At 71.9% G+C, this 13,261-nt stretch carries 14 protein-coding genes; 5 read left to right on the forward strand and 9 right to left on the reverse strand.

Annotation, left to right across the window (positions count from 1 at the left end; all coding sequences use genetic code 11):
- Positions 1–8: 8 nt before the first annotated feature.
- Both ACZ7PG_RS48995 and ACZ7PG_RS49000 read right to left on the reverse strand, forming a co-directional pair.
- The gene (locus tag ACZ7PG_RS48995; RefSeq protein WP_470246103.1) at positions 9–899 is read right to left on the reverse strand and encodes an NmrA family NAD(P)-binding protein; all 891 of its coding nucleotides are present in this window, start codon (positions 897–899) and stop codon (positions 9–11) included.
- A 1-nt stretch (position 900) separates the two neighbouring features.
- Positions 901–1,203 carry a putative quinol monooxygenase gene (locus ACZ7PG_RS49000; RefSeq protein ID WP_470246104.1) on the reverse strand — a complete coding sequence of 101 codons (303 nt, stop codon included), beginning with the start codon at positions 1,201–1,203 and terminating at the stop codon, positions 901–903.
- A gap of 92 nt (positions 1,204–1,295) precedes the next feature.
- Here ACZ7PG_RS49000 and ACZ7PG_RS49005 point away from each other — a divergent pair, with 92 nt between their 5' ends.
- The 5 genes from ACZ7PG_RS49005 (at position 1,296) to ACZ7PG_RS49025 (ending at position 6,716) form a co-directional block, all read left to right on the forward strand.
- The gene (locus ACZ7PG_RS49005) at positions 1,296–1,823 is read left to right on the forward strand and encodes a winged helix-turn-helix transcriptional regulator (RefSeq protein WP_470246105.1); all 528 of its coding nucleotides are present in this window, start codon (positions 1,296–1,298) and stop codon (positions 1,821–1,823) included.
- A gap of 65 nt (positions 1,824–1,888) precedes the next feature.
- Positions 1,889–2,251 (forward strand): DoxX family protein, encoded by a 363-nt coding sequence (locus ACZ7PG_RS49010; RefSeq protein WP_470246106.1) that lies wholly within the window; start codon positions 1,889–1,891, stop codon positions 2,249–2,251.
- On the forward strand, positions 2,248–3,126 hold the full coding sequence (locus ACZ7PG_RS49015) for an RNA polymerase sigma-70 factor (protein ID WP_470246107.1): 879 nt from the start codon (positions 2,248–2,250) through the stop codon (positions 3,124–3,126). Before ACZ7PG_RS49010 ends, ACZ7PG_RS49015 begins: the two co-directional genes overlap by 4 nt.
- 279 nt (positions 3,127–3,405) lie before the next feature.
- Positions 3,406–3,864 (forward strand): hypothetical protein, encoded by a 459-nt coding sequence (locus ACZ7PG_RS49020; RefSeq protein ID WP_470246108.1) that lies wholly within the window; start codon positions 3,406–3,408, stop codon positions 3,862–3,864.
- A 566-nt stretch (positions 3,865–4,430) separates the two neighbouring features.
- On the forward strand, positions 4,431–6,716 hold the full coding sequence (locus ACZ7PG_RS49025; RefSeq protein ID WP_470246109.1) for an ATP-binding protein: 2,286 nt from the start codon (positions 4,431–4,433) through the stop codon (positions 6,714–6,716).
- On the opposite strand, the gene ACZ7PG_RS49030 is transcribed toward ACZ7PG_RS49025, so the two are convergent.
- The 7 genes from ACZ7PG_RS49030 to ACZ7PG_RS49060 all read right to left on the reverse strand — a co-directional run bounded on the left by ACZ7PG_RS49030 (position 6,713) and on the right by ACZ7PG_RS49060 (position 13,257).
- Positions 6,713–7,525 carry a hypothetical protein gene (locus ACZ7PG_RS49030; protein WP_470246110.1) on the reverse strand — a complete coding sequence of 271 codons (813 nt, stop codon included), beginning with the start codon at positions 7,523–7,525 and terminating at the stop codon, positions 6,713–6,715. The two genes, ACZ7PG_RS49025 and ACZ7PG_RS49030, sit on opposite strands and share 4 nt — an antisense overlap.
- Positions 7,522–8,151 (reverse strand): hypothetical protein, encoded by a 630-nt coding sequence (locus ACZ7PG_RS49035; protein WP_470246111.1) that lies wholly within the window; start codon positions 8,149–8,151, stop codon positions 7,522–7,524. The genes ACZ7PG_RS49030 and ACZ7PG_RS49035 overlap by 4 nt, the downstream gene beginning before the upstream one ends.
- A 49-nt stretch (positions 8,152–8,200) precedes the next feature.
- Complete coding sequence (locus tag ACZ7PG_RS49040; protein WP_470246112.1) at positions 8,201–9,157, reverse strand: tryptophan dimethylallyltransferase family protein; 957 nt, start codon at positions 9,155–9,157, stop codon at positions 8,201–8,203.
- Between the two features lie 286 nt (positions 9,158–9,443).
- Entirely contained in the window at positions 9,444–9,998 is a 555-nt protein-coding gene (locus tag ACZ7PG_RS49045; RefSeq protein ID WP_155547369.1) for a GTP-binding protein, read from the reverse strand.
- A gap of 16 nt (positions 9,999–10,014) precedes the next feature.
- The gene (locus ACZ7PG_RS49050; RefSeq protein WP_470246113.1) at positions 10,015–10,383 is read right to left on the reverse strand and encodes a DUF742 domain-containing protein; all 369 of its coding nucleotides are present in this window, start codon (positions 10,381–10,383) and stop codon (positions 10,015–10,017) included.
- Positions 10,380–10,805 (reverse strand): roadblock/LC7 domain-containing protein, encoded by a 426-nt coding sequence (locus tag ACZ7PG_RS49055; protein WP_257919794.1) that lies wholly within the window; start codon positions 10,803–10,805, stop codon positions 10,380–10,382. The genes ACZ7PG_RS49050 and ACZ7PG_RS49055 overlap by 4 nt, the downstream gene beginning before the upstream one ends.
- A 52-nt stretch (positions 10,806–10,857) precedes the next feature.
- Positions 10,858–13,257 carry a sensor histidine kinase gene (locus tag ACZ7PG_RS49060; protein WP_470246114.1) on the reverse strand — a complete coding sequence of 800 codons (2,400 nt, stop codon included), beginning with the start codon at positions 13,255–13,257 and terminating at the stop codon, positions 10,858–10,860.
- Positions 13,258–13,261 lie beyond the last annotated feature (4 nt).

Below are 13,261 nucleotides of genomic sequence, written 5' to 3' on the forward strand. Positions count from 1 at the left end.
GGTGCTCCTCAGGGGACGAAGTTGGGGCCGTTGGTGGTGAAGGTGTCCTTCTGCGCCAGGACGAACTGCTCGACCGACTGCGGCGTCACGCCACCGATCTTTTCGACGACGTCGTTGGTGCCGGCGAACACGCCGTCGCGGTAGTCGACGGCGACGTTGCCGAGGTGCTGGACGAGGTGCGCGGGCAGCCCGCGCGCGGTCATGGCCGCGGTGAACTCTTCGACGCTGATCGGCTCGTAGCGCACCGGGATGCCGAGGGTGGTGGCCATGATCCCGGCGATCTCGTGGTGGTCGAGCTCGACCGGGCCGTGCAGGGTGTACGCGGCGCCGTCGTGCGGCTCGGGGTCGGTCAGGACCGCGGCGATCACGTGCGCCTGGTCGGCCGACGCGATCGGCGCGTGCCGTCCGTCGCCGAAGGGGAGCCGCAGGAGGCCTTCGCCGTCGCGCAGCTCCCACCACGAGGTGAGCCATTCGGCGAAGAACGTCGGCCGCAGGTGTGTCGTCAGCAGACCGGTGCGCTCCAGCACGCGTTCGGCCAGCCAGTGCTGCCGGGCCGCGTTGCTGCGCGCCTCGCGGCGGGCGGAGATCTGCGACATGTCGACGAGCGAGCGGACGCCGTTTTCCGTTGCGGCCTGGGCGAAGTTGACGGTCGCTTCGAGCAGCCCCTCGCGGATCGGGTAGCAGAAGTAGGCGCCGCTGACGTCGCGCAGGGCGGCGGTGACGCCGTCGAGGTCGAGGAAGTCCGCCTGGACCACCTCGGCACCCGCCGCGGCGAGCGCGCGTGAGCGGTCGTCCTCCCGGCGCACCATGGCCCGGACGCGGTGGCCGCGGGCGAGCAGGAGGCGGGCGGTCGCGCCGCCGGTCTTGCCGGCCGCGCCGGTGACGAGGAAGAGCGCCATCTCAGGCCGCCTCTTCGCCGACGAGGGTGCCGCGCATGAGCCAGGTCGGGCCTTCGGCGTAGGTGGCGGCCTCGGCGAAGAACGCGCCGAAGTGGGGGCCGCCGGCGTGGGCGTCGAAGGCGGCGACGTCGGCGTAGACCTCGTTGAGGTAGAAGACGTCGGGGTTCTCCTCGTCGGCGATGACCTCGAACCGGCGGGAGCCCGGCTCGTGCGCGAGGGAGTCGCGTGCGGTCTTCGCGGCCAGGCGGACGAAGTTGTCGTGGTGGTCCGGCCGGACCGTGAAGGAGACGAGGAACTGGTACACGGGACCCTCCAGAGGGGGAGTTCATTCACTGAACTACCTCACCGTAGCACGATCCAGTTCAATGAACGAACTACCCGGTGTACGCTGGGGGCATGGCTCTCCCCAGCACCTACGCGGACCGCAACTGCTCGCTGGCGCGCTCCCTGGAGGTCGTCGGCGAGCGCTGGACGCTCCTGATCGTCCGCGACGCGTTCTTCGGCGTCCGGCGGTTCGGCGACTTCGCCACCCAGCTCGGCATCCCGCGCGCGGTCCTGACCAGCCGCCTGAAGTCCCTGGTGCAGGAGGGCGTGCTGGTCCGCGAGGACGATGGCGTCGTCGAATACCGGCTGACCGACAAGGGCCTCGCGCTGTGGCCGATCGTGCGCGCGCTGATGGGCTGGGGTGACACGTTCTACTCTCCGGCCGGCGAGAAGCGCACGACCCGCCACGACGCCGACGGCGGCCGCCTCGACCCGGACGGCCGCTGTGCGGAGTGCGGGGCGCTGGTCCCGGTCCCGGAGATCCGCATCGAGCCGGGGCCCGGCTACGAGCCCCAGGCGGGCGAGCCGGACCCGGTGTCGGCCGCGTTCGCCGCACCACGGCGGCTGCTGGAACCGGTCGCGGGGCGGCCGGCCGGGTGACCCGCGTCATGCTTTGTCACAGCGACGGCGGACCCGGTGTCTTGAGGCCGACCAAAGGAGACCTCATGACCATCGCACTCTGGATCGCCGCCGGCCTGCTCGCCGTCGTAGCCCTGACCGGCGGCGCCAGCAAGACGTTCGTGCCGAAGGCGAAGCTCGCCGCGGCGCCCGGCGGGGAATGGACCGCCGAACGCAGCGTCGGCTTCGTCAAGACGCTGGGGGTGCTCGAACTCCTGGCCGCGGCCGGCCTGATCCTGCCCGCCGCGCTCGGCATCGCCCCCGCCCTGGTCCCGGTGACCGCCGGCTGCTGGGTCCTGCTCATGATCGGGGCCATGATCACGCACCTGCGCCACGGCGAGGCGAAGTTCGTCGCGCTGAACCTGACCTACCTCGCCATCGCCGTCTTCGTGGCCTGGGGGCGCGCGTGAGCGCGACCGAAGCCTTCGTCGCCCACCGGAACCTGCTCTTCACCGTCGCCTACGAGATGCTCGGGTCGGCCGCCGACGCGGAGGACGTCCTCCAGGAGACCTGGCTGCGCTGGGCCGACATCGACCTCGGGCAGGTGCGCGACCAGCGCGCCTACCTGGTCCGCATCACGACGCGGCTGTCGCTCAACCGGCTGCGCACGGTGAAGCGCCGCCGGGAGGCCTACGTCGGGCCGTGGCTGCCCGAACCGCTGCTCACGGCGCCGGACGTCGCCGAGGACGTCGAGCTCGCCGAGAGCGTGTCGATGGCGCTCATGCTCGTCCTCGAGACGCTGTCGCCGACCGAGCGCGCCGTCTTCGTGCTGCGGGAGGTCTTCGACTTCGGCTACGACGAGATCGCCGGCGCCGTGGGGAAGACCGAGGCGGCCTGCCGCCAGATCGCGCACCGAGCCCGCAAGCACGTCGACGCCCGCCGCCCGCGCGAGACCGTCTCCGCCGGCGAGACCCGGGCCGTGCTGGCGTCGTTCCAGCGCGCGATGGAGACCCGGGACCTGCAGGGCCTGCTCGACGTCCTCGCCCCGGACGTCGTCCTGGTCAGCGACGGCGGCGGCGTCAAGCAGGCGGCGCTGCGGCCGATCGCGAGTGCGGACAAGGTGGTCCGGTTCATGACCGGCGGCATCAGCCGCACCGAAGCGAAGCTCACCAGCGCCCTCACGGTCGTCAACGGCAACCCCGGGCTCGCCCTGCACCTGGACGGCGAGCTCGACGGCGTCATGGCCGTCCGCGTCGAGGGCGGCCGCATCACCGGCCTCTACTACGTGCGCAACCCGGAGAAGCTGACCCGCGTCGAGTCGGAGACGTCGCTGACGCTGCGGTGACGGCGTTCAGACGGGCGCCGAGCTCACGGCGTGCCCACCGAGCGCGCGGACGGACTTGAGCGGCTCGGCCGCGCAGGGCCGGCGACGTGCGCACGGGTTCGACGTCGGGCGTAGCCGTGAAGCCGCCCCGCGACCGACGCGACGGCGGACAGTAGCGCCGCGGGCGCGGCACGTGAGGGTGGGACAGGTATGGAGTCAGGTACTTGTACGGGTGTGGCCGCGTGCGCCCCCGGCGCAAGCTGGGCGGGCCCCCGACGACCGCAGGAGGTCGGACAACCCATGGTGCACGGCCGGTCGCGTCCCCTTCTCCGGGTCGTCGCTGCCCCCGCGGACGTCCCGGAGCCGCGACCGGCCACCTCGGAGCCGAGAGACCGCTACGCCGACCTCGACGACCGGCGGCTGGCCGCCATCCTGGCCGCCGAGGACACGGCGGAAGAGCACGGCCTCAACCCGCACACCCGCAGCACCTGCTACGTCCACCGGTGCTGGGCGCACCAGTGCGTGGGCAACGCGCTGCACGTCCTCGTCGTCACCGGCCACCGCTGGTGCCGCCGCTGCGAGTGCCCGGTCGACGTGGCCGTCGACGAGACACCACCGGGCGCGGTCCACCTGTACTGCCCCCGCTGCGGCCAGGCCGACTCGGCGGCCAACCGCGAGGTCCGCCAGGCATGCCGCACGAGCCTGTCGGCAATGCACGGCGGCGACGCACCCACGCTGTACAGCCTCCCCGACGCCTGAGCCGCCCGGCTGGGTCGCTGGGCGCCGGTGGGTCGGGCGGCGCGCTTGTGCTGTGCCGCGTGAGGCGCCCGGCCGTGGCCGCGCGACGCGGGTGGTCGGGCGGCGCGTGGGGAGTCGGTCCACCCGCGCTGCGCCGCCTCGGGCGCCCGGTCGTGACCGCGCGGCGCCGGTGGTCGCGCGGCGCCGGGAGCCGATGAGCCGCGCCGGCGCACCCACCCCCGAATCACCTCCCCGCCACCTGCGGCGGTTGCTTCTTCGTGAGGCGCCCGGTCGTGGCCGTGCGGTGCCGGTGGGTCCACCAGCGCACCCGCGTTGGGCCGGCTGAGGCGCCCGGCCGGTCGCCCAGCGCCGGTGGCCGGGCGTGGGGAGCGGGTGGGCTGTGCCCGCGCTGTGCCGCGTGAGGCACCTAGCCGCGGCCGTGCGGCTCCGGTGGCCGGGCGTCGTCAGGAGCCGACCAGCCGCACCAGCTCACCCACCCCCGAACCACCTCCCCGCCACCCGCAGCGGTTGCTTCCTCCGAGGGGTCCGCATTGACCGGCCCGCGCGGGCGTCCTTACGGTGCACGGGTGGGGAAGTCCGGCGTGACGGGAAACCTGCCCGCGGAGACCACGAGCTTCGTGGGGCGCAGGTCCGAGGTGGCCGAGGTCAAGCACCTTTTGACACGGGCCCGGCTGGTCACGCTGACCGGCGTGGGCGGCGTCGGCAAGACGCGGCTGGCCGTGCAGACCGCCGCCGGCCTGTCGCGGGCGTTTCCCGATGGCGTCTGGCTGGTCGAGCTCGCCGGGCTGCAGGATCCGGCGCTCGTCGCGCACACCGTGCTCGAAGCGCTGGGCGTCCACGACGAAACCGGCCGGGCGCCGGCGCGGGTGCTCGCCGAGCACCTGCGGGACCGGCGGCTGCTGGTCATCCTGGACAACTGCGAGCACGTCCTCGAACCTTGCGCCGCGCTCGCGCACGACCTGCTGCGGGCCGCGCCCGGACTGCGGCTGCTCGCGACCAGCCGGGAGCGGCTCGCGCTGGCCGCCGAGCACCTCTGGCCGGTGTCGCCGCTGCCGCTGCCGGAACCCGGCCGTCCCCTGGCCGGCGGGGCCTGGCTGCGGTACCCGGCACTGACGCTGTTCGCCGAACGCGCGGTCGCCGTCGACCCGGGGTTCGCCGTCACCGCGGAGAACCAGGAGCGCGTGGCGCAGGTGTGCCGCATGCTGGCCGGCATCCCGCTGGCGATCGAGCTGGCGGCCGTGCGCCTGCGGGTGCTGACGCTGGCGGAGCTGGAATCCGGGCTGGGCGACTGCTTCCGGCTGCCCGGGACGGTGAAGCGGGGCGGTGAGCCCCGGCACCAGACGCTCCTGGCCGCCGTCGACTGGAGCTTCCGGCTGTGCGACCCGGCCGAACGGCGCCTGTGGGCCCGGACGTCGCTGTTCGCCGGGGGCTTCGACCTGCCGGCGGCCGAGCGCGTCTGCCCGGGCGAGGACGTCCGGGCCGGGCTCGCCGGGCTGGTGGAGAAGTCGGTGCTGATCCGCGAAGCCGGGCGCTTCCGGCTGCTGGAGCCGCTGCGGCAGTTCGGCCGGGAGAAGCTGGCCGCGTCCGGGGAGGCGGACGCCGTCCTGCGGTCCATGCGGGACCACTACCTCGACCTGGCGGTGCGCAGCGAACGGGAGTGGTTCGGCCCGGAGCAGGCCGAGACCTTCCGCCGGACCCGCCTGGAGCACGCGAACCTGCGGGCCGCGCTGGAGTACAGCCTGACGGTGCCGGGCGAGCTCGAGACCGGCCTCCGCCTCGCCTCGACGCTCTGGTTCTACTGGGCGGGCTGCGGGGTGTTCGGCGAAGGCCGCCACTGGCTCGACCGCGCGCTCGCGCTTTCCCCCGAACCCGGCGGCGAACGCGCGAAGGCGTTGTGGGTCAACGGGTACGTCGCGACGCTGCAGGGCGACAACGCCGGCGCGGTCGCGATGCTGGAGGAGTGCCGCGCGTACGCCCGGCAGACCGGTGACGACGTGGCGCTGGCGTACGCGACGCACCGGCTCGGCTGCAACCTGCTGGTCGGCGACGACGTCGGAGACGCGAAGGCGCTCTTCGAGGAGGCGCAGGCCCGGTACCGGCAGCTCGGCGAGCTCAACAGCAACGTGATGCTGGCCGGCATCGAGCTGGCGGTCGCGTCGATCTTCCTGGGCGACCTCGACCGCGCGGGCGAGCTGTGCGAAGAGGCGTGCGCGACCGGTGTCGCCCACGGTGAGCAGTGGGCGCAGGCGTACGCGATCTTCGTGCAGGCCTTGGTCGCCATGGCTCGCGGCGACTTCGCGGCGGCGGCCGAGCACGGGCGGCACTGCCTGCGCGTCAAGCGGAAGTTCCACGACCTGCTGGGCATCGTGCTGGCGATCGAGGTGCTGGCCTGGAACGAAGCCGCCCGCGGCCACTGGGAACCGGCGGCGACGATGCTCGGGTCCGTCCAGCCGATCTGGCAGTCGGTCGGGTTCCCGATGTTCGGCTCGCGGTACTTCGGCGCCCCGCACGGGGAGTGCGAGACACGGGCGCGCCAGGGGTTGGGGGAGGGCCCGTTCGACGCGGCCTTCCGCCGGGGACGCGAGTTCGGCCTGGAGGAAGCGATCTCCTACGCGCTGGGCGACGCGACGCCGTCACCGGCCCCCGGCCCGGCGCGGCCGACACCGCTGACGGACCGGGAGCACGAGGTGGCGCTCCTGATCGCGGACGGGCGGTCCAACCAGGAGATCGCGGACAAGCTGGTCATCTCCCGCCGGACGGCCGAGGGGCACGTGAACCGGATCCTGCGCAAGCTGGAGTTCGACTCGCGCAGCCAGGTCGCCGCCTGGGCGGCCCAGGTCTTCCGGCGCTAGCCGAGCCGTGCGTCCCAGTCGGCGAACGCCGCCACCAGCTCGGCCGGCGCGTCGATCTCCTTCAGCTGCCGCAGCTGGTCCTCGATGTAGTAGCGGTACAACGGAACCAGCCCCGCCGCCAGCTCCGGGCGCAGCTCGTCCGCGTCCAGCGGATGCCCCTCCCGGACCCGCAACGCCAGCCGCACCAGCGACTTCGCCGGGGCGTCCGGCCGGGCCAGGTACCACTCGATCGCCTCGTCGTTGTTCGCCGCACGACCGGAGGCCAGCGTTCCCGAGTACAGGAAGCGGACCGGGAACAGCACCGCCTTCGTGAACCACACCGTGTCCACCAGCAGCCGGCGCGGCTCGCGGAACTCCGCGGTCACCTCGGGCGTCGCCAGGACGGCGATGGCGAAGGAAGCGCTCTCCAGCAGCAGCTCGGAAGCCGCCGGGCGGGCGATCTCCGCGAGGACGTCGGAGCCGAGCAGGACGCGGCCGTGGTCGGCCAGCTGCAGGCGGTCCAGCGCCGGGAAGCGGCCGTCGTCGCGGCCTTCGCGCAACGCCGGCAACGACGCCCAGAACACCGACAGCTTGCGGTGCAACGGACTCCGCTCCTGCAGTGCCGCCGTCGTGTCCGCGATCGACGCGCCGTCGGCGTCGGTCAGGACGAGCGCCAGGTCGATGTCGCTGGCCGCCGGCGCGTAGCCGCCGTAGGACAGGCTGCCCAGCAGGTACGCGCCGATCAGGCGCTCTCCCAAGGCTTCCTGGTAGGCCTGCGCGGCTTCGGCGGCGATTTCGCGAGCGGCCGAAGCCGGGTCGGTCGTGGTCATGCCGCCACCGTATCGCGGCGCGCGCACTCGGCGATGCGGTCGGAGACGACGCCGATCACCTGCCACGCCCGGTCGAGCACCTCGACGACGCCGTCGACCGTCCAGTCTTCGCGGCGGCGCAACAGTTCGTAGCCCATCTCGAGGTGCTCGACGTCGGCTTCGTCGTGCAGGTCGAAGTATTCGTCCCGCGGGAACGCCCGCGTGCCGGCCTGGCTGAACACCAGGCTGCCGGCTTCGAGGGCCAGGTGCGCCAGCACCGCGCGCTGCACCCCGGGCAGGATCCCGAACTGGTCGACGAACCACGACGCGCCGGCTTCGATCACCGGGTCCCAGACCAGCTGCCGGTCGTCCGCGCGGCTGCGGGCCAGGATCTTGTCGTGCCCGATCTCCTCCTCCTGGTGTTCCAGGGCGAGGGCCCGCAGCTCGGGATCGCTCTCGAAGGTGACCCGGGCGCTGATCATTCGCTGGAAGGCGTTCGACCACGGCTGCAGGTACGTGAGCACCGCTTTCTTCGTGTCGTCGGTGGTGCTCGCGTCGGTCAGCAGCCGGATCAGGTCCGACCCTTCGTACTCCCGTTGCCGTTGCTCGTTGTGCTGGGCCACGCGCTCGACGTCCTGCTGGGTCACGGTCTGCTCCTTACCTTGGTGCTGCGCGGAAATCATCTTTCCCGGGACTTCAGGCAAGATCAACAGGAGTGCGGGAGCGGTCGTACACGGGGAACCGGAAGTACGTGGTCACGTCGCCGCGGCGGCCCGCTGTGCGGTAGCTCACCAGCTCGAGGATGTCCGTCCCGGACAACGGTCCCGGCGCCAGCGCGGCGGTGAGGAGGCGGAACCGGCCCGGGTCGACGCCTTCGCGGTGCAGCAGCTTCGCGGTGCGCTCGACGGCTTCTTCGTCACTGGCGGCGAGATCGGGCAGGCGCAGGTAGGTCGTGGACTCGGCGGCCCGGTCCTGTCCGGACCGGAACGCGAAGCAGCTCAAAGCCGCTTTGCCGGCGTCTTCCCGGCCACCGGTCAGGGTTCGGTAGGCGGCGCGCGCGTCGTCGGCGTCGTGGCGCAGCGCCACCGAAGCGACCTGGTTCACCTCGGCCAGGCCGGCGCCGTGGTTGCGGTAGTAGATCTTCACCCTGGCCGCGGCCTCGTCGGCCAGGTCGACCGCGAAGAACTCGATCTCCCGGGTGCCTTCGACGCTTTCGACCCGGCGCCGGGTGGTGTCCCACGCCGCCGCCATGCCGAGCCGGGCCATGGCTTCGGCCACCGCCGCCTCGCGCTGGCTGTGCGGCCACAGGTAGAGCCCGAAGTAGGTCTTGTGGACGATCCGCGACGGCGGACGCCAGGCGATGGAGTGCCACAGGGGAGCGGGCGACGGCCGGCCGCCGCGCGGGGTGAAGATCTCCCGGACCTCGTGCAGCCGGGGGAAACCGCTCTCCGCGGGGTGACCCACGTCGTGGCCGAGGCTGTCGAACAGCACCCGCAGCTCCGGCTGCCCCCCGGACCAGTTCACCGACATCTCGGCGGGGAAGCCGTCGTCCGCCACATAGGACGGCTCGGCCGGCTCGGCCCCGATCCGTTCGTGCGCCCACGGCGGCAGCAGGGCGCGCAGCATCCGCGTGGTCCGGACGGACTGCTCCACCGGAACCTCGAGCGCTTCACAGGCGGTCGCCCAAAGCCCGCACAGAAAGTCACCGAAGAGACGACCCTGTGCCGGATAGTTTTCCCTTATATATTCAGGAAACTTCGGCACGTGAATCGTCACGTGCGGATGCTATCAGTTTGATGCTTGCTCAACTAAAAAGCTGCACCCGGGTGGTCCAACCAATTGGGCCATGTGGGTTTGCCGGTGTCCGAGGTGGACACGCTCGGACACATCGGACACCGGCGTTGTCCGGACCGGACAGGGAGCGGACAAAGCGCAGGTCTCAGACCCGCACCGGCACCACCGTCATCGCGTGCTTGACCAACCGGATCAGCGCGAGCTTGCTCGAATCCCTGTCACGCGCGTCACACATGACGATCGGCACCCGATCCGGGACCACGAGGGCCTCCCGGATCTCGTCCGCGGTGTAGCGCGGGGCGGCGTCGAAGCAGTTCACCGCGACGACGAACGGGATCTTCCGGCGCTCGAAGAAGTCGATCGCGGCGAAGCTGGTCTCCAGCCGCCGGGTGTCGACGAGCACGATCGTCCCGATCGCCCCGCGTGCGAGGTCGTCCCACATGAACCAGAAGCGCGCCTGGCCCGGCGTGCCGAACAGGTACAGCACGTGCCGCGGCGAGATCGTGATCCGGCCGAAGTCGAGCGCGACCGTCGTCGTGGTCTTCCGCTCGACGCCGGACAGGTCGTCCACCCCGGCGCTCGCCTCGGTGAGCACCTCCTCGGTGGTCAGCGGCGGGATCTCGCTGACCGAGCCGACCATGGTCGTCTTGCCGGCACCGAACCCGCCGGCGACGATGATCTTGACGGGCGTGGGGACCATGTCGGCCCCGGTGCCGTCAGTACTTGATGAGGCCATCGAGAACCGCCTGGAGAGTTTCGAGGTCCGGCGACTGCGCCGGGTTGTGGGTGGGGGAGCGCGTGATCACGAGGCCGCGTTCGATCAGGTCGCCGACGAGCACGCGCACGACCCCCAGCGGGATCTTCACGTAGACGGCGATCTCGGCAACCGAAACCGGGTGGCGGCACAGCTGCACGATCGCGACGTGCTCCGGGCCCAGCCCGACCGGCTCCTGCTCCGAGCGCAGCGTCATCACCTGCGTCGACAGGTCGAGCCGCGCCGCGTCGGACGGCGTCCGGCCGCTGGTGATCGTGTAGGGCCGGACCAGCGGCCCGGCGGCCTCGTCGTACCAGCCTTCGTCGCTCACGTGGCCTCCCGCAGGATCTGCGCCGCTTCGCGCGGCGCCGACACCATGTAGTCGCCGACCCGTTTGACCAGGCGGCTCATCTCGTAGGCGATCATCTCGACGTCGACGTTGTCCGCGGCCAGCACGGCGAGGCAGGCGCCCGCGCCGGCGGCCGAGACGAACAGGTAGCCGCGCTCCATCTCGATCATGTTCTGCAGCACGGGGCCGCGGTTGAACTGCTTGCTCACCCCCTTGGCCAGGCTCTGCAGGCTGGAGGCGATGGCCGACAGCTGGTCGGAGTCGTCCTTGCTCATGCCGGCCGACTTGCCGATCAGCAGCCCGTCGGCGGACAGCACGATGGCGTTCTGCGCGCCGACCACGCGGTTGACCACGTCGTCGAGCAGCCAGTTGAGATCGGGTTTGGGGTTCCCGTACTCGTTCATGCGTCAGAGACCTTGACTTTCCTCTAAGGACTTTTCTGTGTGCTGTCGGGGATCAGGCATCGTCCGACCGGACCCGCCCCCGGCGCGTGCCCTTGTGGAACGCCGCGAGCGTGCGGGCGGTCCCCTCGCCGGGTGCGACGACGTCGTCGCTTTCGTCGGGTTCGGTTTCGAGCTGGGCGACGAGGTTCTGCTGCGGTTCGCGCCGGGGCAGCCGGGGCCGGTCGTCGGTGGGGCCGGCCGGTGCGGCGGCCGCCGGTGCCGGCTCCGCGGCGGGCGGCGGGGTGGCCACCGGCACGGCGGGCAGCGGGTCGGGCGGGGTGAGCGCGCGTGCCGGGTACGGCCTCGGCTTGGCCTCTCGCTTCATCGGGATCTGGCCGGTGAACGAGCTGGGCGAGTCCAGGGAACCGCTCGAGCTCTCCGCGGCGGCGGGCGCGCCCACCGGGGCGAGGACCGCGGTGGTCTCGGCCGGGGACGAGCCGGGCTCGGCGGGGAGCTCCTCCTGCTGGCCGGCCAGGTGCTGGGACGGGATCAGCACGGTGGCCCGGAGACCGCCGTAGCGGGACGGGTCGAAGGTCACGGTCATGCCGAGCTTCGCCGCCAGCCGCGCGACCACGAACAGGCCGAGGCTGGAGTCGGCCCGCAGCGCCATCGCGTCGAACTCGGGCGCCTCGGCCATCATTGCGTTCGCCCACTCGCGGACGCCGTCCTTCATGCCGAGCCCCTGGTCCGACACGTCGACGACGATCCCGCGCGCGACCGCGCGGCTGGTGACCTCGACCGGGGACCCGGGCGGCGAGAACGACGTCGCGTTGTCGACCAGCTCGGCGACGAGGTGGATCGTGTCGGCCACCGCGGCGCCGACGATCGCGACGTCGGGCACCTGCTCGACCTGGACCCGGGCGTACTGCTCGGTTTCCGAGACGGCCGCGCGCAGGACCTCCATCAGCGCCACCGGCTTGCGCCAGCGGCGGCCCGGCTGCTTGCCGCCGAGGATGATCAGGTTCTCGGTGGTGCGGCGGGCGCGGGCGGCGAGGTGGTCGAGCTGGAACAGCGAGGCCAGCTGCGTCGAGTTGTCCTCGCGGGCTTCCATCTCGTCGAGGATCTGCAGCTGCTGGTGGACCAGGACCTGGTTGCGGTGCGCGATGCCGAGGAACACGTTGTGCACGCCGCTGCGGGCTTTCGCCTCGCTCGCCGCGGCGTTGACGGCGGTCAGCTGGGCGGTGTTGAACGCCTCGGCCACCTGGCCGATCTCGTCGCGGCCGTGGTCGAGCTGCGGCAGCTCTTCCTTCAGGTCGACGGCTTCGCCGTTCTTCAGCCGCGCCACGATGTCCGGGAGCCGGTTGCGGGCGAGGTCGAGCGAGTCGTTGCGCAGCCGCGCGAGGCGCGTCATCAGGGCGCGGTCGACGAGCGAGCGGGACACCCGCACCGCGACGATGATCGCCGCCAGCGACGCGAGCAGCGCCAGGATGCTGCCGATGATCACGTTGCGCAGCTGGGCGTCACCGGAGTCGATCGCGGCCGCGGAAACCTTGTCCGCCTGGGTGATCGCGAGGTCGTTGAGCCCCTGGGCGACCTGGTTGGTCGCGTTCAGCCAGTCCGTTTCGGACACGGGCACGGAGTTCTGTTCACTGGGCGACCACGGGCCGTGCTTGACGATCCCCACCTCGGCGGTGGCCAGCTGCTGCCAGGCGGTGCTCTTGGTCAGCGTCTGGTACCTGGTGCGGACGCTCGGGTCGAGGAACGGCTCGATCTGCGCCAGCTGCGTCCGGTAGGTCCCGGACAGCTGCGCGAACTGGGCGAAGTCGTCGGGCGCGAAGGTGCCGGCCGAGAAGGCCGTCGACACCAGCGACGTCTCGCGCGACATGGCGTCACCGGCGCGGAAGACCGAGGTCGCCGTGATGCCACCGGTCGCCGCGTCGGCGTCGGGCACGACGCGGGCCTGGGTGTCGAAGAGGTTCGACGCTGTGTCCATCACGCCGTTGTAGTAGTTGTTGACCTGGCCGCGGTCGATGCTGCGGAAGCTGATCTGCGAGCGCAGCACGGGCAGCTGGTCGAACTGGGACTTCAGCGCGTTGACCTTGGCCGCGATCTCGTCCGGTGCGTTGGAGATCGTCGCGGCGAACGCGTCCTGCAGGGCACCGAGCTTTTCGTCGGTCGCCTTCTGCTGCACCTGGAGCCGGCCCGGGCCGAGCGCCGGGTCGTCGAGGTACTGCAGCGCGGTCTGGCGTTCCTTCTGGAACTCGGCGAGCGCCGTGGCGGCGGGGATGGACACCTCGCGCACGGACGCCGCGACCAGCCGGACGTAAACGCCGTTGAAGAGGAAGTAGGAGGAGACCGCGATCCACAGCACCAGCAGGGTCACGCTGGGAATGAGAACGGTCCTGGTCAGCCTTTTGCGGATCGACTTGTCGTACGGCTTGTCCGACTCGTCCTGAGCGTCTTTGTTCTGCACGGCG

This window comes from Amycolatopsis sp. NPDC114504, from assembly GCF_055633595.1.

What these genes read in the sequence shown, in the direction of transcription:
- ACZ7PG_RS49055 (WP_257919794.1), bottom strand. Translation starts at nt 10,805, where the DNA reads ATGAACGAGTACGGGAACCCCAAACCCGATCTCAACTGGCTGCTCGAC.
- ACZ7PG_RS48995 (WP_470246103.1), bottom strand. Translation starts at nt 899, where the DNA reads ATGGCGCTCTTCCTCGTCACCGGCGCGGCCGGCAAGACCGGCGGCGCG.
- ACZ7PG_RS49010 (WP_470246106.1), top strand. Translation starts at nt 1,889, where the DNA reads ATGACCATCGCACTCTGGATCGCCGCCGGCCTGCTCGCCGTCGTAGCC.
- ACZ7PG_RS49030 (WP_470246110.1), bottom strand. Translation starts at nt 7,525, where the DNA reads ATGACCACGACCGACCCGGCTTCGGCCGCTCGCGAAATCGCCGCCGAA.
- ACZ7PG_RS49020 (WP_470246108.1), top strand. Translation starts at nt 3,406, where the DNA reads ATGGTGCACGGCCGGTCGCGTCCCCTTCTCCGGGTCGTCGCTGCCCCC.
- ACZ7PG_RS49045 (WP_155547369.1), bottom strand. Translation starts at nt 9,998, where the DNA reads ATGGTCCCCACGCCCGTCAAGATCATCGTCGCCGGCGGGTTCGGTGCC.
- ACZ7PG_RS49005 (WP_470246105.1), top strand. Translation starts at nt 1,296, where the DNA reads ATGGCTCTCCCCAGCACCTACGCGGACCGCAACTGCTCGCTGGCGCGC.